The sequence below is a fragment of the Mesorhizobium sp. B2-1-3A genome (assembly GCF_006442655.1).
GTDB lineage: Bacteria > Pseudomonadota > Alphaproteobacteria > Rhizobiales > Rhizobiaceae > Mesorhizobium.
Map to the genome: position 1 here is coordinate 829586 of NZ_VFWK01000005.1, position 22418 is coordinate 852003.

The following is a 22418-nucleotide window of genomic DNA, read 5'->3' on the forward strand; positions in this document are numbered from 1 at the left end:
TGGCCTGCGGATCGAATTTACAGAAGCGAAAGCCTTGGGGCGCCACTGTGATGCGCGCCCGCCCTCCCGCACCTGCTTTGTCGACAGCCCGGCTGACCTCCCTTATAAGGACCGGAATCGCAAGCAACCAGAGGCCTTCATGATCATCGTCACGGGCGGCGCCGGCATGATCGGCTCCAACATCGTCGCCGCGCTCAACGCCGAGGGCCATGACGACATCCTCGTCGTCGACGATCTCACCGACGGCCACAAGATCGCCAATCTCGCAGATCTCAGCATAGCCGACTACCTCGACAAGGATGACTTCCTGCCACGTCTGGAGGCCGGCGAGCTCGGCCGCATCGAGGCCGTCTTCCATCAGGGCGCCTGTTCGACCACCACGGAGTGGAACGGCAAGTTCATGATGGAGGTGAACTACGCCTACTCGAAGCGGCTGCTGCATGAGTGTCTCGCGCTGCGCGTGCCCTTCCTCTACGCCTCTTCCGCGTCCGTCTACGGTGGCGGGTCCGAGTTTCGCGAGGAAGCTGAGCTGGAGCGGCCGCTCAATGTCTATGCCTATTCCAAGAAACTCTTCGACGACTATGTCAGGCGCACCGTTTTCGACACCGATCATTCGCCTGTGGCCGGCTTGCGCTACTTCAACGTCTACGGACCGCGCGAGGCGCACAAGGGCGCCATGGCCTCGGTTGCCTTCCATCTGTTCAACCAGGTCGAGCAAGGCCAGAACCCGAAACTGTTTGGCGCCTATGACGGCTTCGGACCCGGCGAGCAAAGCCGCGACTTCATCCATGTCGGCGATGTCGCGGACGTTAATCTGTGGCTTTGGAACCGCGGTTCGAGCGGCATTTTCAATTGCGGAACCGGCCGCGCCCAGCCTTTCCGTGCCATCGCCGAGACGGTCATCGACACGCTTGGCAAGGGCGAGATCGAGTTCATCCCCTTCCCCGACCACCTCAAGGGCAGCTACCAGAGCTTTACGCAAGCTGATATGTCCCGTTTGCGCGCGGCCGGTTATAATGGCCAATTCCGGACAGTGGAAACCGGTGTCAGAGACTATGTCGAATGGCTGAAAGCCCAACGATCCTCGTGATCGGCCCACGCTGGGTTGGCGACATGGTGATGGCGCAGTGCCTGTTCTCGGCGCTGAAGGAGCTGCATCCCAACGCCGCGATCGACGTGCTGGCGCCGGCCTGGGCCGCACCGCTGGTCAAGCGCATGCCCGAGATCCGCCAGCAGATCGACTTTCCGCTGAAGCCCGGCGCGCTCGAATTCACCCATCGCCGCCGCTTCGGCCGCCTGCTGCGCGGCCGCTATGACATGGCCTATATCCTGCCGGGCAGCTGGAAATCGGCGCTGATCCCGTTCTTTGCCCGCATCCCGCGCCGTTTCGGCCATCTGCGAGAAATGCGCTACGGCCTTCTGACCGACATCGTGCCGCTGCCGGACGCTGTGAAACGGCGCACCGCGCAGGCCTATTTCAGCCTCGCCAAGGGCGGCAGTTTTCGCGCGCCTCATCTGACCGTGGATGCAGGCAACCAGGCCACTTTGCTCCACCGTTTCGGGTTGACCCCACAGGGATTTGTGGCCCTGATGCCTGGCGCCGAATTCGGCCCGGCCAAGCGTTGGCCGAGTGAAAGCTATGCCGGCCTGGCCCGCGAGTTCATGGGCAAGGGATTGAAGGTCGCCCTGTTCGGCTCGAAGAACGACCGCGCCGTGACGGCGGAGATCGCAGCCCTTGCCCCCGGCGCCGTCGACCTCGCCGGCCAGACGCGACTGGAGGACGCCATCGACCTGATCGCGGCGGCAAGGCTCGCCGTATCCAACGACAGCGGGCTGATGCATGTCGCGGCGGGCGTCGGCACGCCGATCGTCGCCGTCTATGGCTCGACCTCGCCTGACAATACGCCACCGCTGGCGGAACGCCGCGAACTGGTCTGGCTTCACCTCTCCTGTTCGCCCTGCCACCAGAAAGTCTGCCCCCTCGGCCATCTCAACTGCCTGAAGACATTGGAAGTCGGCCAGGTCGCCGCGGCGGCGGACCGGCTGCTGGAACTTCCGGCAGCGGCATGAAGGTCCTGATCGTCAAGACATCGTCGATGGGCGATGTCATCCACACCTTTCCTGCCGTCGAGGATGCCAGCCTGAACCGGCCGGACGTATCCTTCGACTGGTGCGTCGAGGAAGCGTTCGCCGGCATCGTCGGCCTGCACCCGGCGATCGCTGGGATTCACACGGTGGCGATCCGGCGCTGGCGCAAGGCGCTTTTCAATGGCGGTACCTGGCGCGAGGCAGCCGCGTTGCGCCGCACGTTGCGCGAATGCCGCTATGATCTGGTCATCGACGCGCAGGGCCTGCTGAAATCGGCCCTGGTGGCGCGGCAGGCCGGCGCGCCGATCGCCGGCTTCGACCGGTCGAGCGCGCGCGAACCCTCGGCAACGCTGTTCTATGACGTCACCTACACCGTGCCGCGCGAGCTGCACGCCATCGAGCGGACAAGGCGGCTGTTCGGGCTGGCGCTCGGCTATCAGCCCTATCTGTCGACGCTCAACTCCGGCATCGTGCCGCCACCCGGCACTCTGGCCAACGCCATCGGAAAAACCGCTTTCCTGCTGCACGGCACCAGCCGCGAGGACAAGAAATGGCCCGTCGAAGATTGGATCGGAACGGCCCGCCTGCTGGTCGAGCGCGGCATGATTCCGGTTACCACCTGGTCGAACGAACGTGAAAAGGCCGTGGCGGAAGCGATCGGCAAGGCCGTGCCGTCCACGGTGGTAGTGCCAAGGTCACCGCTGGCTGACATCGCCGCCATCCTCGGCCGCTCGACGCTGGTGATCGGCGCGGATACCGGATTGACCCATCTCGCCAGCGCCTTCGGCCTGCCAACCGTCGCGGTATTCCTGGCGACGGAGCCGGGTTTGACCGGTCCGCGCGGACCCTATGCATCGACACTGCTTGCCGCTCCTGGTGGGCGTTTGGCGCCGGCTGAGGTGGTGGCGGAGGCGGAGAGATTGCTGGAGCTTGGACAGGTAGCCAGTAGAAGTTGATTTGCTCAATCAATTCAATCCGAAGGCCAGCGCCGCCCCTCATCCGCCTGCCGGCACCTTCTCCCCGTATAGTGACGGGGAGAAGGCAGCTGTGCGCAGCGCCCGGCGCACCTTCTTGCAATGTTGAAAAATTAGCGAAACCGCCGATGAAGGCGTCTTTCTCCCCGTCACTATACGGGGAGAAATGCCCGGCAGGGCAATGAGGGGCAGCGCCAACCTTGGATTGGCATAACGCAACTCAGGGCCAAGCCCTGCCCAAATCCCTTAAATGAACTGCACCTGGACGATCTCATAGCCCCTGGCACCGCCGGGCGCATTGACCTCGATGGCGTCGCCGACTTCCTTGCCGATCAGCGCACGCGCGATCGGCGAGGAGATTGAGATACGGCCGGACTTCACGTCGGCTTCCTGGTCGCCGACGATCTGGTAGGTCTTCTTTTCCTCAGTGTCCTCGTCGACCAACACCACCGTGGCGCCGAACTTGACCTTGTCGCCGCTGAGCTTGGTGACGTCGATGACTTCGGCGCGCGCGATCAGGTCCTCGAGCTCGTTGACGCGGCCCTCATTCAGGCTCTGCGCCTCTTTCGCGGCATGATATTCGGCATTTTCGGACAGGTCGCCATGCGAGCGCGCTTCCGAGATCGCCTCGATGATGCGCGGCCGCTCTTCCTGCTGGCGCCAACGCAGTTCTTCCTTCAATGACGCGAACCCCTCGCCTGTCATCGGGACCTTGTTCATGATGCCTGACCTTTCCTGCCGCCACCCCCGCGTTTCGGGGAAAGCCTTGTCGATGGGTACAAAAAGAAAACGGTCCGGCAGCCTCGGGCTAACGGAACCGTTTCACCACAATTTCCCCCAATATAGCAATGTCAGCGGGTTTTTCACGCCCAAAAATCGGTTTTGCAAAAATCATCCCCGCTTTCACCGAGAGGAGGCAGCCAATGAGGCTGGAGGCAACAAAAAAGCGGCCGCGATCGCTCGCGGCCGCTTCGACAAGCCCTGGGAGCCTGATCAGCTCCGCATGAAATGCTCGATCTGCTCGGACAGCATGCCGTATTCGCGCGAATCCTTGCCGGTCCGCTTCTCGATTTCCATCAGCTGCTGCTGGGCACCGGCCAGGTCACCGATCTGCAGGTGCGCCTCGCCGAGATATTCACGCACCAGCGTGTAGTTCGGGTCGATGCGCAACGCTTCCTCGTAGTAGCCGAGGCCAACGGTGACACGTCCGGAATGGCGGTGTGAATAGCCGAGATAGTTGAGAATGCGCGGATCCTGCTTGTTGGCGGCAAGGGTAAGCACCGAGATCGCCTCGTCATAGCGCCCGGCCATAGCCAGCGCATGGCCTGCATCATAGATGCTATCGTCGTCCAGCATGCCTTCCTGGGGGGCGACACACTTTTTCTTCTTCTTGTCCCACACCTCTCCCTTCTTGCACTGGGTGACGGTCTGGTCGCTGCCACCACTGCTACTGCCCGCCGCGAACACCGGGACAGCGAAGAACTGCAGCGCGACAAGGGCAGTCGCGGCCTGGATCAGCATTCTTTTATGCATCGAAGCCTCCTTGAGGGGTGAGAATGCAACACTAACGCCAAGCGCCCCGCGTTTCATCCCGGAAAAAAATTCGAGTGGAGAACATCAGGTGACGGATGCCGCAAATCCGCTATCATCCGGCAAACGACTGACGGAGATGCCCGTGCAGCGGCGGCGTGAAAAGGACTGGGAACTCTCGATCGGCCCCGATACCGTGCGCCTGTTCATCCTCAAGGCCAAGGCGCTGAGTGCCGCCGTCAACGAGGATTATGTCGACGGCGCCGAACACGAGATCGAGTTCGATGGCGACACGCGCGACAACCATCATCATGACGGCCTTGCCGAGGAAAGTTCGGAAAACCTGACCGAGGAAGAGCTGCGCGAACTGATCAACGACCTTAACGTCGACGAAGCGGCTGAACTCGTCGCTCTCGCGTGGGTCGGCCGCGGCGACTACGATGCCGCCGAATGGGCGGATGCGCTTGCCGCGGCGCGCGAACGCGCCAACAAGCGCACGGCAAAATACCTGCTTGGCATGCCGCTGCTCGCCGACTGGCTGGAGGAAGGCCTCGAAGCGATCGGCGCGTAACGCCGAAGTAACCGATTGTGATCGCCGCAAGCGCCCATCCAGGCAACTTCGGCATGCCGGCGCCGTTTCGGAGCGATGGCAACGCTGAGCTTTTCCCGATTTTGTATCCTGGCGCTGCCTCTGGCGGCGGCGGTCCTGCTGGTGACGCCGGCCGACGCCAGGCATCGTCACAGGTATAGCCAGCCGCAATCACCCAGGATGGCGCAGCCATTGACGCAGCACCTGGACCAGCCGCTTAGGCCGAAGGGCAAGCAGCGCGTGAGATCAAGGGGCAAGCAGCCGCAAAATACACAACAGGAAACGCCGGGCGAGCGGAATTCGCCCGCCGATGTCCCGGTGCCCGAGCCGCGTCCCGCGGACGCTCAAAAGACCGGCGCCGCAACGGGGGAAGAGCAAAAGACGGAAAAGGCCCCGGACGCATCCAGCCAGCTTAATGAAGAAAAGTCTCGTCAGGCAAGGGAGGCACGTCCCGAGCCGTCAACCCCCGAACCTTCAGCCCGAGAGCCATCAGCCGAAACCGAAAGCGAGCCGGAGCCGCCACCGGAGGTGCCGATCCCGACACAAAGGCCCGACAACACCGCGGAACCTCAGGCCGAGCCGCCTGATGTGGCACCGCAGCCGCCAGAAAAACCGGCGGATGCCGGCGACAGGAAGATGCTTCCCGACCCGCGCTCGGCCGACCGGCCCGGTGAAAACATGCCTGCCGAGGAAGTCGCCTGCCGCGAGCGGCTGAAGGCGCTTGGCGTCGAATTCGAGGAGCACAAGGCTGAAAGCGATCCCGAGATCGGCTGCTCGATCCCCTATCCGATCGTCATCAAGACGCTCAACAAGTCGGTCGCCATCGGTCCCGGCACCGAGCTGAATTGCTCGATGGCCGAGGCAGCCGCCCGCTTCACCGCCGATGTTGTTCAGCCGGCAGCCAAGGCCGAGTTCGGCACGGAGGTGAAATCGATCAGCCAGGCCTCGGCCTTCGTCTGCCGGCCGCGCCACGGCACCAGGAAACTGTCGGAGCATGCCTTCGGCAACGCGCTCGACATCGCCGGCTTCACCTTGTCGGACGGCAGGAAAATCGAGATCAGCCCATCACCGCCGGAGAAGGACGCCAAATTCCTCAACGCCGTGCGCAAGGCCGCCTGCGGGCCGTTCAAGACGGTGCTCGGGCCGGGCGCCGACGCCGACCACGCCTTGCATTTCCATCTCGATCTCGAACCACGCAGGCATGGCAGCACGTTCTGCCAATAGGGCGCACAGGCAGCGCGCCGCAATTCAGCCTCAGGAATGAACGCGGGCGCTGAGTTTTCCTTTACCGTTGATCGTTAAAATACCGGATATCTGGGAACAGGGATTCCGCCGATGGCCGGAACATTCCGCGCCGCCGCCAGGGTTGCGCGCCGATCAAAATCCGTAATCATGGCGGCCGCCAGTCTGGCGCTGGCCGCGGTCTCGGCCTGCAACACCGGCAGCGTGCTGTCATTGCAGCCGGCCGTCGATGTCGGTGCGCAAACGTCGGCGGTGCCGCAATATACGGGCATGCAACGGCTTGTCCCCTCCAACCCCTACATGACGCAGGCCGCCTATCCGCGCATGGATGAGCCGATGTCGCCGGTCGAGCAGATACCGGCCAGCGAAACCGATTGCCGCCAGCAGCTGAAACGCCTCGACGTCGCCTATACCGACCTGGCGCCGATCCACGAAGGCCAGTGCGGCATCGACTATCCGGTCAAGGTCACTTCCATCGGCAGCATCCAGATGAAGCCGGCCGCGACGCTGACCTGCGACATGGCCGCCACCTTCGCCGCCTGGACGAAGAACGAACTCGTTCCTTCCGCCCGCTGGCGTTACTTCTCCGGCGTCAAGACCATCCACCAGGGCTCCAGCTATTCCTGCCGCAACATCGCCGGCGAAGGCGTGCTGTCCGAGCACGGCAAGGGCAACGCGCTCGACGTCATGAGCATCGAGCTCAACAATGGCGACGACATCGACGTGCGCAAGCCCGGCCTCTTCGCCTTCCGCACCCGCGGCTTTCTCAACAATGTGCGCGCCGACGGCTGCCAGTATTTCACCACGGTGCTCGGCCCCGGCTACAATTACGATCACCGCAACCATTTCCACTTCGACATCAAGAACCGCAAGAACGGTTATCGCGCCTGCCGGTAAGAAGAAATCACTCGGGATCGGCGCCTGAGCTTGAAGCAGTGATCTGCTGAGCCACCAGATTCTGGATGCGCCAGAGATTCCTGTCCCGGATGCCGCTTTCCTCAAGCTTGCTGACGGTTCGGAAAAGATACTGCGCCGATGAGCCCCAGTGCCCGGCTGCCCGCGAGAGCGTATCCGCTACCTGCTCCAACGGCAGTCGTCCTGCATAGGCCCTGCCGTCTGGAGCAGCGACGAATGCCAGGGCACGCAGCGACCCTTCGTTTGTCCTGACCTTGATCCAGCAAGGCACGTTGGTTGGTGGGTTGGCATCGATCTCCCGGCGCATCAGGAGGCCGAGTTGCCCGAAATGATCTTCGTCGGGCAGCCGGTAGACGATTCCATTGCAACTGCCGCCACGGTCCAGCGCCAGCATCAAGGCAGGCAATTCGCGCGTCCCACGCCAACGTGTCAGTTTGAGGCAGAATGAACGATGCCATCCCGACGCCGTGGCGGGACGCTGCTCGACATGGACGAACTCGGGATTCCAGATCAACGAGCCATAGGCGAAGACCCAGAGAGTTTCGGGCCGGTACTGCGAAAGCAGCTGTTCGACCAAGGCATCGAACTCCGCATCGGTGTGCTCGCTGGTTCCAGGTTCGGGACCGGGGTCGTGTTCGACGCGCTCGACCCGCGCGACAAGATCGGCGGTCAACGCCATTGACCTGCGCCCCAGCCTCATTCCTGCCCACCCAATGCAAAAGATGGCCGACGATAGACCAACCGCATGCGGTTGGCCATTGATTTTCAAGGCCTGTCAGAGGACAGCTACGCACGGATCGAGCCGCAGCAAATGGGCCAACGAAGCATAAAGCGCCGTATAGCAATCTGGGTAGCTGCCTTGCTGGCCGCCTGGCTCGCGCTTGCCTATTTCGCGGCGCCGGAATTCTGGACATTCCGAGAGCGCGGCTTTCGCGACCAGCGCTTCGAGATGGTGACGCACACGCCGCAAGGCATTCCCGGCGACCCGATCAATGTCGGCCTGGTCGGCACCGAGAAAGAGGTGGTCCATGCCTTCGCCGTCGCCGGTTGGGACACCGCCGATGCCGTCACCTTGAGAACCGCCATCGATATCGGCGAAAGTGTCCTGTTTTCGCGCCCCTATCCCGATGCGCCGATGAGCCGCCTCCTGTTCGAAGGCCGCGCCCAGGATCTCGCTTTCGAAAAGCCGGTCGGCGGCAGTGCGGACCGACGCCACCATGTCCGTTTCTGGCAGACGGAAACGGTCGGCGATGACGGCCGTCCACTCTGGTTGGGAGCCGCCAGCTTCGATCGCGGCGTCGGCCTCAGCCACGACACGGGCGCGATCACCCATCACATCGGTCCCGACATCGATGCCGAGCGCGACTTCCTGATCAGCGACCTGAACGCGGCCGGTCTGCTGGCATCGACCAGCGATATGGCGGGCATCGGCGCCACCAGGACCGGCCGCAATGGCGGCGGCGACCCCTATTTCACCGATGGCAAGGCAATCATTGGCGTGCTGAAACAGCCACGGTGAGAGACGGCAAGGTCAGGCCGTGCTGATCTTGTCGAACGACCCCTTTTCCGGATGCTGAAAGGCCCGCGAAACCTTGTCAAAGCCGAAGACCGCCTCAGGCAGGGCGATCTCGAAATGGTCCTGCCGGACTGTCCGGTTCAAAACGTCATCGTGCACGCCGTCTGGCCAGTGACGCGTGCGCTTGCGCCAAAAGTACGGGTTGTCGTCGACGCTCTCGTCGAACATTTTTCGGCGCCGTCGTGGGATAATGTCTGAAAGACACGCGTCATATTCTAAAAATGATGACCCGCTATTTTCGAGCGCCCCGCCGCAATGCTATTGAGCCCTCATGCTATACGTTGAAATCGCTATCGTGGTCGTCCTCATCTGTGTGAACGGCCTTCTGGCAATGTCAGAACTCGCCATCGTTTCATCGCGCCCGGCACGGCTCAAGGCGATGATCGACCGTGGCGTCAACGGCGCCGGCCGGGCGCTGGATCTTGGCTCCAATCCCGGCAAGTTCCTGTCCTCGGTGCAGATCGGCATCACGCTGGTCGGCGTGCTTTCCGGCGCCTTCTCCGGCGCCACGCTGGGCGACAGGCTGTCTGTGTTCCTGGCCTCGGCGGGCATGCGCGAAAGCGTCGCCGATCCGCTCGGCGTCGGCATCGTCGTTGCCATCATCACCTATTTCTCGCTGATCGTCGGCGAACTGGTGCCCAAGCAGATCGCGCTGCGCGACCCCGAGCGCGTCGCCGCCCGCGCGGCGCCGGCCATGACCATCCTTGCCACCATATCGGCACCGCTGGTCTTCCTGCTCGACATTTCCGGCCGCGCCATATTGTGGTTGCTTGGCCAGCGCGGCGAAAGCGAGGAGAAGGTCACCGACGAGGAGATCAAGATGCTGGTCGCCGAGGCCGAGCATCACGGCACCATCGAATCCGACGAGCGGCGCATGATCGCCGGCGTCATGCGGCTTGGCGACCGTGCGGTGCGCGCGGTCATGACGCCGCGCACCGAGGTCGACTGGATCAATCTGCAGTCCGACGACACGACGATCCGCAAGCTGCTGATGGAAACCCAACATTCGCGCCTGCCGGCGGGCGATGGCGGCGTCGACGTGATGGTCGGCGTCGTCCAGACGCGCGACGTGCTGGCCGCGATCCTTGCCGGCCGCACGCTCGACCCGCGCAAGCATGTGCGCGCCGCCCCCATCGTCTACGACCAGGCCGACGCGCTGGACGTGCTGCATAAACTCAAGGAATCCGATGTACCGATGGCGCTGGTGCATGACGAGTACGGCCATTTCGAAGGCATCGTCACGCCCGCCGATATTCTCGAAGCCATCACCGGCGTGTTCCGCGCCGACCTCGATGCCGGCGACGAGGAAAACGCCGTCAAGCGCGAGGACGGCTCATGGCTGCTCGCCGGCTACATGCAGGCCGACGAGATGGCCGAGATTCTGGGCTTCGACCTGCCCGAAAACCGCGACTACGAGACCGTCGCCGGCTATGTGCTGTCGCACATGCACCATCTGCCGGCGACCGGCGAATGCGTCGACGCCCAAGGCTGGCGCTTCGAGGTGGTCGACCTCGACGGCCGCCGCATCGACAAGCTGATCGCCACCCGCCTGCCCGGCACCCACCGCGAAGCGGTGCGGTGACCGCCAAGAATATGCATTCGGCTTGATCAAACCGCGGCTTCGATCGGCTCGGCCAGCCTGGGGTTCGAGCGCGCGGCGATCAGGCAGCTTGCCACGATGAGGCCGGCTCCGGCCAGCGTGGTCCAGGTCACCGCCTCGTCGAAGAAGAACCAGCCGAGCGCGATCGCCCAGATGAAGGCCGAATATTCGGTCGGGATCAGATATTGCGCTTCGGCACGCGCATAGGCCCAGCTCATCAGGAACTGGCCGGCGAGCGACAGTGCCGTCACCCCGGCGAGCGGAAGCCAGAGATCGCCAGGCAGCGCAATGGCGAGCCAGGGTGCTGCAAGTCCCAGGGTGACCGCAACGCCAAGGTTCTGGAACAGCATGATCTCGACCGGCTTGGCCAACAGCGCCTGTTGCCGGGCGAGGATCAGATTGTAGGCATAGAACACCGTCGACGCGAGCACCGCCGCGGTGCCGAGCAGGGCATCCCCGGCATAGGTTTTCTGCCCGAACTGGCCGGCCACGATGATCACGACACCCGCAATGCCGGCAAGAGAGGCCCAGATCGCCTTGCGTTGTATCCTTTCGCCGAGCAGCAGCACGGCCAGCAGGAGCGCGAACAGCGGCGCCACGAAACTGAGCCCGATCGCCTCCGCCAGCGGCAGCCTCGCGAGCCCCCAGAAGAAGCACAGCAGGACAAAGCTGACGACCACCGCACGCAGCACATGCAGCCTCAGCACCGAGGGTGTTGGAAGCGAGCGCGGCCCCGCCAGCCAGCCCGCGCCGGCGACCAAGGTCGCCAGCATGCTGCGCCACAGCACTGTGTTGTACACGCCGACCGCGATGACCAGCACCTTCATCGCCGCGTCCATGCCGGACAGCAGGAAGATGCCAAACACGCAGACAAGCACCGGGATCGTTGGGGAGATTGCGCCGGCCAGGCTGGATGACTTCACGGATTTGCTCGAGTGAGGGATCGCAGCCTGACATATCAGGGCAAACTGGCAGGGCCAGATGGCAGCCTCGCCCATATGGCGGTCCAACACCCTCGGCCTTTGGCGTGACCGGGGATTTGAACTTTTTTGCCACTCCTGTCGATTTCGCCATCCCCCGTTCGTCGTATGATCGAACCAACCCAACCAAGGAGAAGACCATGCGGTTCATGATGCTGATGATCCCCGGCGGCTACGCAGAGGCGGCGCCCGATGTCAGGCCCGGCGCCGAGGCGGTGGACGGGATGATGCGATACAATGAGGAGCTCAAGAAGGCTGGCGTGCTGCTGGCGCTCGACGGGCTGCATCCGCCGTCCGAAGGAGCGCGGGTCAGCTTCAAGGGCGGAAAGCCTGTTGTCACCGATGGGCCCTTCGCGGAGGTCAAGGAAGTGCTGGGCGGCTATTGGGTGATCGACGTGCGCTCACGTGAAGAGGCCATAGAATGGGCTCGCCGCTGCCCCGCCGGCGCGAATGACTTGATCGAGGTTCGACGCGTCTTTGAGATGAGCGATTTCCCCGAGGACGTCCAGAAGGTAGCTGAAGGTTTTGGCGAGCTGAAGAGTTGACGGCTACAGCCACCATCGAAGCGGTTTGGCGGATCGAGCAGCCGAAGCTCACCGCCAGGCTCGCCCGCTATCTCAGGGATATCGGACTGGCCGAGGAGATCGCGGGGGATGCCTTCCTGCTGGCGCTGGAGCGCTGGCCCCGGGACGGCATTCCGCGCAATCCGGCCGCCTGGCTGACCCGGGTCGCGGGGAATCGGGCGCTCGACCGGCTGCGCCGCACCACCATGATCGATGGCAAGCACCGCGAACTTGCCATCGACCTCGCCGGTCTGGAGCGCGAGATGCCCGATATCGAGGCCGCGCTCGACGAGGATATTGACGATGATCTTTTGCGGTTGATCTTCACCGCTTGCCATCCCGTATTGCCCGCCGAGCAGCGCGCGGCACTCGCTCTGCGGCTGCTGGGCGGGCTGTCGACGCCTCAGATCGCCCGCGCCTTCCTGGTGCCCGAGGCCACCGTCGCCCAGCGCATCGTGCGCGCCAAGCGGACCCTTCGCGATGCCGCCATCCCGTTCGAGACGCCGCGTGGCGAGGAGCGGCGCGGACGCCTCGCCGCGGTGCTTGAGGTGGCCTACCTCACCTTCAACGAAGGCTATGTGGCGACCACGGGGCCGGACTGGCTGCGCGCCGATCTCTGCGGCGAAGCGCAGCGCCTCGGCCGTTCGCTTGCAGCGCTGATGCCTGATGAGCCCGAGGTGCAGGGGCTGGTGTCGCTGATGGACCTCAACGCCTCGCGCTTCCCCGCCCGCACCGGCAAAGCGGGCGAACCAATCCTGCTGCTTGACCAGGACCGCACCCGATGGAACTGGTCGCTGATCCGGCGCGGCCTCGACGGCCTGAACCGGGCGCTGGCCCTGGCGCCGACACCGGGGCCCTATCTCTTGCAGGCGATGATCGCCGCCTGCCATGCCCGCGCGGCAACCGCCGCCGACACCGACTGGATCGCGATATCAGCCTATTATCAGGCCCTTGCCTTGGCGTCCCCCTCGCCCATCGTCGAAATCAACCGCGCGGTGGCCGTCGGCATGGCGTTCGGACCCGCGCAGGGGCTGGCCATCGTCGAGGCGCTGAAGGACGAGCCGCGGCTGAAGGACTCGCATCTCTTGCCGACGGTGCGCGGCGATCTCCTGGAGAAACTGGGATATCGGGCGGAAGCCCGTGCCGCGTTCCGCCAGGCCGCGGAATTGACCGGCAATGACAGGGAGCGCGCGCTGCTGCTTACCCGCGCGGGCGACTAGCCCAAGTGCCCGCACTCGGCCGGTGCGGTGGAGTTTGGCCTCAATGGGCGTCCGGCGGCGGCGCCTTCGGCGCGACATTGCGCAGGAACGGAACCAGCGCGGTCGCGATGACGAAGGCGACCATGATCACCAGGAACGCATCCGCGTAAGCCATGGTCGATGCCTCGCGGTAGGCCAGCGCCCAGAGTTGCTTCAGCGAAGCCGTGTGACCATCTGCGACGGCGCCGGGCAATTGGCCATAGCGCAGCGCGACATTGTCGACGAGCCGCATCGCGGCCTCGTTCTGTGGCGTCAGATGCGAGGCGATCGTCAGGAAATGGAAGTTGGTGCGGTCGTTCAGGATCGCGCCGCAAATGGCGATGCCGACAGCACCGCCGAGATTGCGCATCGTGTTGAACAGGCCGCTGGCATATTTCAGCCGTTCGGGCGGCAGGCTGCCGAGGCCGAGATTGACGCTCGGCGCCACCGCGAAGACCTGCGGGAAGCCACGGAACAGTTGCGGGATAAGAAGCTCGGCCGCGCCCCACTGGCTGGTGATGGCGCTGAAACTCCACATCGACGCGCCGAAGGAGGCAAGCCCGAACATCATCAGCCAGCGCGTGTCGAAGCGCTTGGCCAGAAAGATGTAGACCGGAACGCCGATCATCGAGGCGACGCCGGTGGAGAACACCGCCACCCCGGTCTGGAATGCGTCGTAGCCACGGACATAGCCGAGGAACAGCGGCGTCAGGTAGATCGTGGCGAAGATGCCGATGCCGGTGACGAAGGACAGGAAGCAGCCAATGGCGAAATTGCGGTTGCCGAAGGCGCGGAAGTCGACCACCGGCTGCGAGTAGGTCAGGCTGCGGATGATGAACAGAACCATGGTAACGCTGGCAACGATGGCGCCGTTGCGGATCGTCGCATCGTCGAACCAGTTCCAGCGCGTACCCTCCTCCAGAACGTATTCCGCGGTGCCGAGACTGACGGCCATCAGCACCATGCCGATATAGTCGGCGCCCTTCAGCAGCGACGGATCGGCCTTGTCGATCTTGACCAGCAACGCGACGAGCACGGTGATGATGGTGCCTGGAATGACGTTGACATAGAACAGCCAGTGCCAGCTCAGCGTGTCGGTGATCCAGCCGCCGATGACGGGCCCGAGCGTCGGCGCGATCGAAGCGATACTGCCGACCACCGCGGCCGCGTAGACCCGCCTTGGCCCCTGGAAATAGTGGAACGACGAGGTGAAGACCGTCGGGATCATCGACGCGCCGAGCAGCCCCTGCAGCGCGCGGAACACGATCATGCTTTCGATGCTCCAGGCGAAGCCGCACAGCATGCTGGCGAGCGTAAAGCCGGCCGCCGAGAAGGTGAACAGCCAGCGTGTCGAAAACACCCGGGTGAGCCAGCCCGACAGCGGAATGACGATGATTTCCGCCACCAGATAGGAGGTCTGCACCCAGCCGATCTGGTCCTGCGCCGCCGACAGGCCGCCGCCGATATCCTGCAGCGATGAGGCGACGATCTGGATGTCGAGCAGCGCGATGAACATCCCCACGCACATCACCATGAACGGCAGGATGCTGGCGATGAAGGATTGTGGTTCGGCGCGCTCGGGCATGGCGTCCTCAGTGCGAGCCGGTATCGACCGTCACGACGGTGGACAGGCCCGGCCGCAGCGCGACCTTGTGCGCCTGATCCGGATCGATGGTGATCCGGACGGGAACGCGCTGGACGATCTTGGTGAAATTGCCGGTCGCGTTCTGCGCCGGGATGACGCTGAAGATCGCTCCGGTCGCCGGTCCCAGGCTGGTGACATGGCCCTTGAGCGGCGCGTCGGGGGCAATGTCGGTATAGACCGTCGCCGTCTGGCCGTTCGCCATGCTGCGCAGCTGGTCTTCCTTGAAATTGGCATCGACCCACAGGCCCGTCTCCGGGACAATCGTCAGGAGATAGCTGCCCGGCGAGACATAGGTGCCGACCTGCGCCAGCCGGTTGCCGATGAGGCCGTCGATGGGCGAGCGGATCTGCGCGAAGCCGAGATCGAGCTCAGCCGTATCGAGATCGGCCTTGGCGGCCGCCACGGCGGCGGTCGCCTCCGTAATCTGCGTGTTGAGCACGTTGAGCTGTTGTTTGGCGGCTGCAAGCCCGGCGCGCGAGGCGGCGACGGAAGCCTTGGCCTGGCCGTCGGCGGCGAGACTTCTCTGCGCGTCCTGCTGCGAGCCGGTCTTGGTGCTGGCCAGCACCGCATAGCGTTGAGCGTCCTGTGTGGTGAACGTTGCGGCTGCACTCTTGGCTTCGAGATCAGCCTGCGCTTGTTCGATCAGCGAATTCTGCAGCGAGACCTGGGCGCGGAGATTGTCGAGCGCCGACTGCTGCTGCTGGACGGATGCCTGCGCACGCTCCACCGCCGCCTTGAAAGGCCGGTCGTCGATGCGGATGATGAGCTGGCCGGCGGCGACATGCTGGTTGTCCTCGACGAGGATCTGATCGATGTGCCCGGCGACTCGTGGCGCCAGCGGCGTGACATTGCCGCCGACATAGGCATCGTCGGTCGACATCAGGAAACGGCCGGCCTGCCACCACTGAAAGCCATACCAGCCGGCGACGCCGATCGCGATCGCGGCGCCCAGCATGACGAACGGCTTGCGCCGGTTCTTTGCAGGTGCGGGAATCTGGACGACCGACGCCTGCGCTGGCTGCAACTCGGCAGCGGAGAGAACCTTGTTCATTTGCCCCGCGCCTCTTCGCGGCTTTGATCAACCAAAGTGTTGTCGATCAGCGGCAGGCCGGAGCCCTCGCTGCTGAAGCGATAGCGCCGCCGCATGCGATCGGTGGCCTTGGGCGCCGTCGCCATGGTGAAGCCCTCGCTGTCGAGTTGCCTGCCGCTCTCGCGGTCGACCAGCACGGGCTCGGCCCAGCGCCCGTCGGCCTTGTCCACCACCACCAGGCTCGGGCCCTCGGGCGCGAGATGCTTGTTGCCCCAGGCGAGCAGGGAGAGCAGCACCGGGCGGAAATCGCGCGCCTTGGCGGTCAGCACATATTCATGGCGAAGCGGCCGCTCGCAGTAGGCGCGTTTTTCGAACAGCCCACGCTCGACCAGGCTGTTCAGGCGGCGCGTCAGAATGTTGGGCGCGATCTCCAGGCTCTTTTGAAACTGATCGAAGCGCGTCAGCCCCTGGAATGCGTCCCTGAGCAACAGGATGCTCCACCACTCGCCAACCTCGTCGAGGCTGCGCGCTATGGGGCACGGGCGTGTTTCGAAGCTTGTTTTTGCAACCATGGCCGGAGTCTCTTTCAATATGAAAGTGACTATTAGCCAAGTTAGTTGCATTATGCAAGTCACTCAGGCGTGATCACTGGACCGGGCACGGTGTGGCGACTTCGAATCGGCAGGAAAGATGCCCGTGACGTGCCGTCAGGATGACGTGGTCAGATGCTGGCGGGCTTGACGCAGGACGGTGTCCGAAAGGCCGGGGTCGTTGACGAACCGTGCAATGGTCACGGCACCGATCATCGTCGACAGCATCACCAGTGCCTCATTCCTGGCGTCGGCAGGCGACAGGCCCTGAAGCCGACCGGCAATCGTGTCCACCAGATCGAGAAAGCCCGACGTCGCCACCTCGCGAACGGCGTCGCCCCCACGCGCCACATCGCTGCCCAGCGCGACAAACGGACAACCGCCCGCCAGATTGTCGCGATACTCGGGCGACAGATAGTCCGTAATCGCCTCATCCAGTCCGTCCTTTCCGGGCGCGGCCGCGATGGTGTCCCTGATCCCCGCCACCATCGTCTCGATGGCCAGCGCCAGTGATTCCTCGACCACCTGCTCCTTCGATCCGAAGTGCTTGTAGAAACCGCCATGCGTCAGTCCGGCAGCGCCCATCAGGTCGGCCAGGCCGGTTCCGTCAATACCGTTGCGGCGAAACTCGGCGGATGCGGCTGCCACGATGCGCTTGCGGGTTTCCGCCGCCTCTTCTCTGGATTTTCTCATGCCGTTCACCCTTTCGCCGCGCCGCGGCAACAGCGGCCGCCGCTATAGATGCCAAGTGAAATCTAATCCCGGGAACGTCCCTTCGCCAGTGCCAGCGCGGCTTTTTCGTGCCCGGCTGGTGAAGATCACGACGCCGCTTGACATTTTAGATTTCATACAACATCTAATTTAGATGTCGACCACCCTCTAAGAGGCTCGACTGTCGTCCCCTCCCCAGCCCTTGAAAGGCAGTCATCATGTCCCAGACCATCCTCATCACTGGCGCCAGCACCGGCTTCGGCCGCGACACGGCGGAGACGCTTGCCAGCACTGGCCACCGTGTCTTCGCCTCGATGCGCGACATTGCCGGCCGCAACCGCTCGCATGCGGAAGCGCTACGCGCCAAGGGAATCCAAACCGTGGAGATCGACGTGACCGACGACGCCTCCGTCGAGCGCGGCGTGGCCTCGGTGCTGGCTGAGGCGGGGCGTCTCGACGTCCTCGTCAACAATGCCGGAATCGGTTCCGCCGGCATCTCCGAATCCTTCACCACCGAGCAGCTGCGCGCGCTCTTCGATGTGAACGTGCTCGGCATCCAGCGGACAATGCGGGCGGTGCTGCCGGCATTCCGCCACCAGGGTGAAGGCCTGGTGATCAATCTCGGCTCGATCCTCGGCCGGCTGGCCTTCCCGTTTTTCGGTCTCTATGGCGCGTCGAAATTCGCGCTCGAGGCGTTGACGGAAGGTTATCGCTACGAGCTGTCGCAACTGGGCATCGACGTCGTCCTCGTCCAGCCGAGCAACTATCCGACGAGCATCTTCGCCAGCGCCCAGCAGCCCGGCGACCCTGCCCGCGATGCTGGCTATGGCGAGATCGCCGGCATTCCGGCCAAGATGGTGGGCACGTTGATGGAGCTCTTCCAGAGCGAGAACGCCCCCGACCCGCTCGACGTGGCCGAGGCCATTCTACGCATCGTGGAATTGCCCAGCGGAGCACGTCCGCCGCGCGTGGTCGTGGGCCAATCCTTCGGCGCCGACGACATCAACGCCCAGGCGGCGCCGATTCAGGCCAAGCTGCTTGAGGGTCTTGACCTCGGCTTTCTCGACGGACCCCGGAAGGTTCCTGCGGCGGCTTGAGTGCATAATGCGGGCTGGCACCATGCCGGCCCGCACCGCATATGACCACAAGCTGTGGATGGTGTAGCCGCGGATTAGGCTAAGGCACCAGCACCACCTTCCCTGTCGCGCGGCGCTCCTCCAGCAGTCGGTGCGCCGCGCCGGCCTGGTCGAGTGGGAAGCGGCCGCCGATCGCGATCCGCAGCCGCCCGCTCGCCGCCAGTTGGAACAGCTCGGACAGGCTGGCTCGCAGCACATCCGCGGACAATAGCGGCAGCAGCGCGAACCCCCTGAGCGACTGGTTGCGGCCGATCATGGCATCCAGATCGGACGCCGCGAGCCCGTAGCGGCCGAGCGCCGCGAACACCAGGTCGCCGCCCGCAGCCAACGCCTGCAACGATGCCGCCGTCAGCGCGCCACCGACTGTGTCGTAGATGATGCCGACGCCGTCGCCGCCCGTAAGCTCGCGGACACGGGCCGGCCAATCCGGCTGGCTGTAGTCGACCACGCTATCGGCACCGAGCGACAAGGCAAAATCCAACTTGGCCTTGTCGCTGGCGGCCGCGATCACCTTGCTTGCCCCCTTTTGTCTGGCAAGCTGGACAAGCAGCGATCCGACGCCGCCCGACGCGGCCGGCACCAGCACCGACTTGGCCCCCGGCGGGCTTTGGCGCAGCAGATGCAAGGCCGTCAGCCCTTGCACCATGAGGGCTGTCGCCTCTTCGAACGGGACGGCGTCCGGCAGCGGCACAACGAGATCGGCCGGCACCGTCACCTGCTCGGCATAGCCGCCATGTGGACGCTGCGAGACGAACAGCGGCACCGCCACGCGGCGTCCGAGCAGCCCCGCATCGACCTCTTGGCCAATGGCCTCGACCACCCCCGCCACTTCCACGCCGGGAAACATCGGCAGTTGCGGCGTTACGGCGTAGCGGTCCGCGCGCATCAGCACCTCGAAGAAGTTTATGCCCGCCGCCTTCACCCGGACCAGCACCTCGCCGGCCTGAGGCGCCGGTTCCGGCAACTCGACGACCTCCAGCACCTCGGGACCGCCGAAGCGGCTGAATTGAACGGCTTTCACGGCAAACTCCAATCGCACTGGCATCGCTGGTGGTTTGCCACTATCTGCGAGGCCGCGACTACACACTCATTTGTCCGCTGCTGACCAGGAGGTGACCATGGCCGGTCCAGCCAGGAAGATGCCGATCAAGCGACTGCCTATGCTGCCGGCCGAACGAGCGCTGAAGGTGATCGCCGGGCGCTGGAAGGCGGTCATCCTCTACCATCTCTTCGATGGTCCAAGGCGGCTGTCGGCGCTGAAGGCGATGATGCCTGATATCACCCAGAAAGTGCTGATCCAGCAGCTGCGCGAAATGGAGGAGCACGGGCTGGTCAGCCGCGAGATCTTCGCCGAAGTGCCCGCCCGCGTCGAATACTCGGCGACCAGCCTCGGCCTCAGCCTCGAGCCGATCCTGCTTGCGCTCTGTCAGTGGGGCCAGCACCACGCCGACGAGCTAAACGAGAAGCATCGCCTCGCCGACTGCATCATCCGGCCACGGCGGGCGCAGCACGCACACACGGCCTGAATCGAATTGACAGGACGGGTTGCCGACGCCGGTTGCCCATCGCAGACTGTCTCCCGAAAGGATCGGCAAATGCACCGCATGACTTCGGGCGAACTTCATTCCACCTACACTCTTGGCGACCTGCGCATCACCGCCTTGCGCGATGGCTATGTCGACATGCCGGTCGGACGGCTTCGGCAACGCGGCGACAAACCATTTGGCGATGACTTGCCGCCACAGCTCACGTTGGTTGGCGGTCAGCTCAGGCTCTCCGTCAACGCCTTCGCGATCGACGATGGGAATGAGATAATACTCATCGATACCGGCGCCGCGAATGCCTGGCACCCGACCATGGGCCGGCTTCCCCAGGCGCTGGACGAAGCCGGCATCGATGTCGAAAAAGTCCGCACCGTCTGCTTCACCCATACGCATCTCGACCACATCCATGGCCTTGTGCTTGCCGACGGCCGGGACGCTTTCCCGCGCCTGGCGCGCCTGCTCGTTCCCAGGGAGGAACTCGGCCTCTTCCGCACCGAAGCGCGGCTCGAGCGATTTCACGAGATGGCGCAACCTTTCGAAGCCGGAGACCGTCTCGGAACCCATGTCGACATTATCGGCGCTCATGGCCACGAGGTCGGTCACAGCTGCTTTCGCGTTTCGAGCGGCGGCGAACACATTTTGATCTGGGGCGACACCGTCCACGTCCCATCGCTTCAGTTCGACCGGCCTGAGGTGACGTGGGAGTTCGATGAGGATCAGGACCAGGCGCGCGAGAGCCGGTTGCGGCTGCTGGCGCTTGCGGCCGACGATCAATGCTTCGTTGCCGGCGCGCATCTGGACTCGCCCGGCATTGGCCGTGTCGTGCGGTCTGGCGGCGGCTTTCGATTTGAGCCGCTATAGCCGCTATAATTGAAAAGGGCGGCGCAAGCGCCGCCCCGCATCCTTGGGAGGATAATTCGATCGGCGGTCAAGCCGCCTTGATTTCTTCGTCGACCACGTCGGCGTCGCGCGCCTTCTTCAGAGCCTTGGCCCACCAGGCGACGTCATTGACCAGCGCGGTGGCGGCCTGGTTCAGGTGCTCGAGGTCTTCGAGTTTCTTCTCGCCCTGGCGCACAGCGAGGAAGTCGCCCCAGGCGATATGGACAGCCGACTTGACCGGCGCCATCTGCAACTCGACGGCATGGAGACGGAGCTGCTCGACGGCGCGGGCGCCACCAACGCTGCCGTAACCGACGAAGCCGGCCGGCTTCTTGTTCCATTCGTTGGCGGCGTAGTCGATGGCGTTCTTCAGCACGGCCGTCGGGCCGTGATTGTATTCGGCGGCGGTGAAGATGAAGCCGTCATATTCGGCGACCTTCTTCTGCCAGCGCTGCGCCACCTCGTTGGTCGACGGCACCCAGGCGGAAGAGGCCACTTCGTCGAAGAAGGGCAGCGGGAAGTCACGCAAGTCGACGATCTCGACGTCGATGTCGGCATGCGACTTGGCGATCTTTGCGATCCATTGTGTGGGCACATCGGCGAAGCGCGCGGCGCGCGTCGAACCGACGATGATGGCGATTTTCGGCTTTGACATGGGGGCTCTCCATTCCAGTAAAATGCTGGTATCGTTTAGATACCGGAGCTATATGAGATACTGTCAACTCGCGACGCAAGGAGGCACCTTTTTGTTACTGAGGCACCCGCACCGCACCGAAGACTGCCGCGCCATTTCCGAAATCCTGCAGCGCGTCGGCGACAAATGGACCGTTCTTGTGGTCGGCAAACTTGGCGACGGACCGTTGCGTTTCAATGAGCTGCGCGCCGCTGTCGGCGGCATCTCGCAAAAGATGCTGACCACGACCTTGCGCGGGCTGGAACGCGACGGCTTCGTCACCCGTACCGTGTTTCCGACCATCCCGCCGCGCGTCGACTACGAGCTGACGGAACTCGGCCACGAACTGCTGATCCCGGTCAGCGCGCTTGGCGAATGGGCGCGCAGGAACACGCAGCGTGTGCGGGCGGCACGCGAGAAATTCGACGGCATGCACGGCTGAAACCCTTGCACGGCAAGGTGTCGGGTGCTTCGCGTTGCGTGAAGTTGTCTGATGGCCGGGAATTCGTGGCTCTCTAGACGAGGCCTCGCAACCTTGTCCAATGGCGCTTGTGGCCGACCAATGCTCGGCGCTGCTTCGATGAAGACAATCGTAAATCCAAGATGACCATTCAGCTTCCTGGCGCCAAGCTCTCGCAAGGCGCCGGGCTGCAGATCGCGCATGTCGCGGCTGGCTGCCTGACGCCCTTGCTGGCACGCAGGCAGGAGGTGCGCGGAAGGTCCTCTTTGACTGCCGCATAGGCGGTTACGCCAAGCAGGCAGATCACGGCGACAAGGGCTGCCACCAGCCAGCTGTTCAGTATGTGTTGACGCATTGTCGCCCCTCCAACGCCGGCACAATCAGACGTGAAGGCAACCATTGGATGTCGCGGAGCGCATCGTCCGCGCGGATGATGTTACAATTGCCCCTGGACT

26 protein-coding genes are annotated in these 22418 nt (G+C 64.0%); 14 read left to right on the forward strand and 12 right to left on the reverse strand.

The window, feature by feature from the left end; genetic code table 11:
- Positions 1–139 precede the first annotated feature (139 nt).
- From rfaD to waaC, 3 genes are read left to right on the forward strand one after another with little or no spacing between them, the layout of a single operon-like run.
- Positions 140–1090 (forward strand): ADP-glyceromanno-heptose 6-epimerase, encoded by a 951-nt coding sequence (rfaD, locus tag FJ977_RS24390; protein WP_140774686.1) that lies wholly within the window; start codon positions 140–142, stop codon positions 1088–1090.
- On the forward strand, positions 1063–2070 hold the full coding sequence (waaF, locus tag FJ977_RS24395; RefSeq protein ID WP_140774687.1) for a lipopolysaccharide heptosyltransferase II: 1008 nt from the start codon (positions 1063–1065) through the stop codon (positions 2068–2070). The genes rfaD and waaF overlap by 28 nt, the downstream gene beginning before the upstream one ends.
- A complete protein-coding gene (gene waaC / locus FJ977_RS24400; protein ID WP_140774688.1) occupies positions 2067–3044 on the forward strand; it encodes a lipopolysaccharide heptosyltransferase I in 978 nt (325 codons plus the stop codon). Before waaF ends, waaC begins: the two co-directional genes overlap by 4 nt.
- 264 nt (positions 3045–3308) lie before the next feature.
- Here the strand turns inward: waaC and greA are convergent, their stop codons facing one another.
- The gene (gene greA / locus FJ977_RS24410) at positions 3309–3782 is read right to left on the reverse strand and encodes a transcription elongation factor GreA (protein ID WP_008877613.1); all 474 of its coding nucleotides are present in this window, start codon (positions 3780–3782) and stop codon (positions 3309–3311) included.
- 273 nt (positions 3783–4055) lie between these two features.
- Positions 4056–4595: a tetratricopeptide repeat protein gene (locus FJ977_RS24415; protein ID WP_140774689.1), complete on the reverse strand. Its 540-nt coding sequence runs from the start codon at positions 4593–4595 to the stop codon at positions 4056–4058.
- Positions 4596–4737: 142 nt separating this feature from the next.
- Between FJ977_RS24415 and FJ977_RS24420 the strand changes: the two genes are divergently transcribed.
- From FJ977_RS24420 to FJ977_RS24430, 3 genes are all read left to right on the forward strand, one after another.
- Positions 4738–5163, forward strand: a complete 426-nt coding sequence (locus FJ977_RS24420) for a DUF3775 domain-containing protein (protein ID WP_140774775.1) — start codon at positions 4738–4740, stop codon at positions 5161–5163.
- A gap of 654 nt (positions 5164–5817) precedes the next feature.
- A complete protein-coding gene (locus FJ977_RS36430; RefSeq protein ID WP_246683314.1) occupies positions 5818–6405 on the forward strand; it encodes an extensin family protein in 588 nt (195 codons plus the stop codon).
- Positions 6406–6516: 111 nt separating this feature from the next.
- Entirely contained in the window at positions 6517–7320 is an 804-nt protein-coding gene (locus tag FJ977_RS24430) for an extensin family protein (protein WP_140774690.1), read from the forward strand.
- 7 nt (positions 7321–7327) lie between these two features.
- On the opposite strand, the gene FJ977_RS24435 is transcribed toward FJ977_RS24430, so the two are convergent.
- Entirely contained in the window at positions 7328–8017 is a 690-nt protein-coding gene (locus FJ977_RS24435; RefSeq protein ID WP_246683315.1) for a gamma-glutamylcyclotransferase, read from the reverse strand.
- Positions 8018–8149: 132 nt separating this feature from the next.
- On the opposite strand from FJ977_RS24435, the gene FJ977_RS24440 reads away from it, so the two are divergent.
- Positions 8150–8857, forward strand: coding sequence for an LssY C-terminal domain-containing protein (locus FJ977_RS24440; RefSeq protein ID WP_140774691.1), 708 nt, complete (start codon positions 8150–8152; stop codon positions 8855–8857).
- A gap of 12 nt (positions 8858–8869) precedes the next feature.
- Here FJ977_RS24440 and FJ977_RS35955 read toward each other — a convergent pair whose 3' ends face one another.
- A complete protein-coding gene (locus tag FJ977_RS35955) occupies positions 8870–9082 on the reverse strand; it encodes a hypothetical protein (RefSeq protein WP_181180044.1) in 213 nt (70 codons plus the stop codon).
- A 103-nt stretch (positions 9083–9185) separates the two neighbouring features.
- Here FJ977_RS35955 and FJ977_RS24450 point away from each other — a divergent pair, with 103 nt between their 5' ends.
- Complete coding sequence (locus tag FJ977_RS24450; RefSeq protein WP_095792834.1) at positions 9186–10496, forward strand: hemolysin family protein; 1311 nt, start codon at positions 9186–9188, stop codon at positions 10494–10496.
- 26 nt (positions 10497–10522) lie between these two features.
- Here the strand turns inward: FJ977_RS24450 and FJ977_RS24455 are convergent, their stop codons facing one another.
- Entirely contained in the window at positions 10523–11437 is a 915-nt protein-coding gene (locus tag FJ977_RS24455; RefSeq protein WP_181180045.1) for a DMT family transporter, read from the reverse strand.
- A gap of 197 nt (positions 11438–11634) precedes the next feature.
- On the opposite strand from FJ977_RS24455, the gene FJ977_RS24460 reads away from it, so the two are divergent.
- Complete coding sequence (locus FJ977_RS24460; protein WP_140774692.1) at positions 11635–12039, forward strand: YciI family protein; 405 nt, start codon at positions 11635–11637, stop codon at positions 12037–12039.
- Complete coding sequence (locus FJ977_RS24465; RefSeq protein WP_140774693.1) at positions 12036–13277, forward strand: RNA polymerase sigma factor; 1242 nt, start codon at positions 12036–12038, stop codon at positions 13275–13277. The genes FJ977_RS24460 and FJ977_RS24465 overlap by 4 nt, the downstream gene beginning before the upstream one ends.
- Before the next feature lie 40 nt (positions 13278–13317).
- Here the strand turns inward: FJ977_RS24465 and FJ977_RS24470 are convergent, their stop codons facing one another.
- The 4 genes from FJ977_RS24470 to FJ977_RS24485 form a co-directional block, all read right to left on the reverse strand.
- The gene (locus tag FJ977_RS24470) at positions 13318–14880 is read right to left on the reverse strand and encodes a DHA2 family efflux MFS transporter permease subunit (protein WP_140774694.1); all 1563 of its coding nucleotides are present in this window, start codon (positions 14878–14880) and stop codon (positions 13318–13320) included.
- Between the two features lie 7 nt (positions 14881–14887).
- Positions 14888–15991 carry an HlyD family secretion protein gene (locus tag FJ977_RS24475; protein ID WP_140774695.1) on the reverse strand — a complete coding sequence of 368 codons (1104 nt, stop codon included), beginning with the start codon at positions 15989–15991 and terminating at the stop codon, positions 14888–14890.
- A complete protein-coding gene (locus FJ977_RS24480; RefSeq protein WP_140774696.1) occupies positions 15988–16542 on the reverse strand; it encodes a helix-turn-helix domain-containing protein in 555 nt (184 codons plus the stop codon). The genes FJ977_RS24475 and FJ977_RS24480 overlap by 4 nt, the downstream gene beginning before the upstream one ends.
- A 135-nt stretch (positions 16543–16677) precedes the next feature.
- Positions 16678–17253, reverse strand: a complete 576-nt coding sequence (locus tag FJ977_RS24485) for a TetR/AcrR family transcriptional regulator (RefSeq protein WP_140774697.1) — start codon at positions 17251–17253, stop codon at positions 16678–16680.
- A gap of 236 nt (positions 17254–17489) precedes the next feature.
- Between FJ977_RS24485 and FJ977_RS24490 the strand changes: the two genes are divergently transcribed.
- A complete protein-coding gene (locus FJ977_RS24490) occupies positions 17490–18368 on the forward strand; it encodes an SDR family oxidoreductase (protein ID WP_140774698.1) in 879 nt (292 codons plus the stop codon).
- A 79-nt stretch (positions 18369–18447) separates the two neighbouring features.
- On the opposite strand, the gene FJ977_RS24495 is transcribed toward FJ977_RS24490, so the two are convergent.
- Positions 18448–19428, reverse strand: a complete 981-nt coding sequence (locus tag FJ977_RS24495) for a zinc-binding dehydrogenase (protein WP_140774699.1) — start codon at positions 19426–19428, stop codon at positions 18448–18450.
- Positions 19429–19498: 70 nt separating this feature from the next.
- On the opposite strand from FJ977_RS24495, the gene FJ977_RS24500 reads away from it, so the two are divergent.
- Entirely contained in the window at positions 19499–19933 is a 435-nt protein-coding gene (locus FJ977_RS24500) for a helix-turn-helix domain-containing protein (RefSeq protein ID WP_246683316.1), read from the forward strand.
- Positions 19934–20002: 69 nt separating this feature from the next.
- Positions 20003–20812, forward strand: coding sequence for an MBL fold metallo-hydrolase (locus FJ977_RS24505; RefSeq protein ID WP_140774701.1), 810 nt, complete (start codon positions 20003–20005; stop codon positions 20810–20812).
- A gap of 67 nt (positions 20813–20879) precedes the next feature.
- Here the strand turns inward: FJ977_RS24505 and FJ977_RS24510 are convergent, their stop codons facing one another.
- The gene (locus tag FJ977_RS24510) at positions 20880–21485 is read right to left on the reverse strand and encodes an NADPH-dependent FMN reductase (RefSeq protein ID WP_056578821.1); all 606 of its coding nucleotides are present in this window, start codon (positions 21483–21485) and stop codon (positions 20880–20882) included.
- Between the two features lie 91 nt (positions 21486–21576).
- Here FJ977_RS24510 and FJ977_RS24515 point away from each other — a divergent pair, with 91 nt between their 5' ends.
- Complete coding sequence (locus FJ977_RS24515; protein ID WP_172349001.1) at positions 21577–21945, forward strand: helix-turn-helix domain-containing protein; 369 nt, start codon at positions 21577–21579, stop codon at positions 21943–21945.
- A 169-nt stretch (positions 21946–22114) separates the two neighbouring features.
- Here FJ977_RS24515 and FJ977_RS24520 read toward each other — a convergent pair whose 3' ends face one another.
- Complete coding sequence (locus tag FJ977_RS24520; RefSeq protein ID WP_140774703.1) at positions 22115–22318, reverse strand: hypothetical protein; 204 nt, start codon at positions 22316–22318, stop codon at positions 22115–22117.
- Positions 22319–22418: the final 100 nt, after the last annotated feature.

Excerpts from the sequence above, each read along its gene's own strand:
- rfaD (WP_140774686.1), top strand. The coding sequence starts at position 140 with ATGATCATCGTCACGGGCGGCGCCGGCATGATCGGCTCCAACATCGTC.
- waaF (WP_140774687.1), top strand. The coding sequence starts at position 1,063 with ATGGCTGAAAGCCCAACGATCCTCGTGATCGGCCCACGCTGGGTTGGC.
- waaC (WP_140774688.1), top strand. The coding sequence starts at position 2,067 with ATGAAGGTCCTGATCGTCAAGACATCGTCGATGGGCGATGTCATCCAC.
- greA (WP_008877613.1), bottom strand. The coding sequence starts at position 3,782 with ATGAACAAGGTCCCGATGACAGGCGAGGGGTTCGCGTCATTGAAGGAA.
- FJ977_RS24415 (WP_140774689.1), bottom strand. The coding sequence starts at position 4,595 with ATGCATAAAAGAATGCTGATCCAGGCCGCGACTGCCCTTGTCGCGCTG.
- FJ977_RS36430 (WP_246683314.1), top strand. The coding sequence starts at position 5,818 with ATGCTTCCCGACCCGCGCTCGGCCGACCGGCCCGGTGAAAACATGCCT.
- FJ977_RS24430 (WP_140774690.1), top strand. The coding sequence starts at position 6,517 with ATGGCCGGAACATTCCGCGCCGCCGCCAGGGTTGCGCGCCGATCAAAA.
- FJ977_RS24435 (WP_246683315.1), bottom strand. The coding sequence starts at position 8,017 with ATGGCGTTGACCGCCGATCTTGTCGCGCGGGTCGAGCGCGTCGAACAC.
- FJ977_RS24440 (WP_140774691.1), top strand. The coding sequence starts at position 8,150 with ATGGGCCAACGAAGCATAAAGCGCCGTATAGCAATCTGGGTAGCTGCC.
- FJ977_RS35955 (WP_181180044.1), bottom strand. The coding sequence starts at position 9,082 with ATGTTCGACGAGAGCGTCGACGACAACCCGTACTTTTGGCGCAAGCGC.
- FJ977_RS24450 (WP_095792834.1), top strand. The coding sequence starts at position 9,186 with ATGCTATACGTTGAAATCGCTATCGTGGTCGTCCTCATCTGTGTGAAC.
- FJ977_RS24460 (WP_140774692.1), top strand. The coding sequence starts at position 11,635 with ATGCGGTTCATGATGCTGATGATCCCCGGCGGCTACGCAGAGGCGGCG.
- FJ977_RS24470 (WP_140774694.1), bottom strand. The coding sequence starts at position 14,880 with ATGCCCGAGCGCGCCGAACCACAATCCTTCATCGCCAGCATCCTGCCG.
- FJ977_RS24475 (WP_140774695.1), bottom strand. The coding sequence starts at position 15,991 with ATGAACAAGGTTCTCTCCGCTGCCGAGTTGCAGCCAGCGCAGGCGTCG.
- FJ977_RS24480 (WP_140774696.1), bottom strand. The coding sequence starts at position 16,542 with ATGGTTGCAAAAACAAGCTTCGAAACACGCCCGTGCCCCATAGCGCGC.
- FJ977_RS24485 (WP_140774697.1), bottom strand. The coding sequence starts at position 17,253 with ATGAGAAAATCCAGAGAAGAGGCGGCGGAAACCCGCAAGCGCATCGTG.
- FJ977_RS24490 (WP_140774698.1), top strand. The coding sequence starts at position 17,490 with ATGTCCCAGACCATCCTCATCACTGGCGCCAGCACCGGCTTCGGCCGC.
- FJ977_RS24505 (WP_140774701.1), top strand. The coding sequence starts at position 20,003 with ATGCACCGCATGACTTCGGGCGAACTTCATTCCACCTACACTCTTGGC.
- FJ977_RS24510 (WP_056578821.1), bottom strand. The coding sequence starts at position 21,485 with ATGTCAAAGCCGAAAATCGCCATCATCGTCGGTTCGACGCGCGCCGCG.
- FJ977_RS24520 (WP_140774703.1), bottom strand. The coding sequence starts at position 22,318 with ATGCGTCAACACATACTGAACAGCTGGCTGGTGGCAGCCCTTGTCGCC.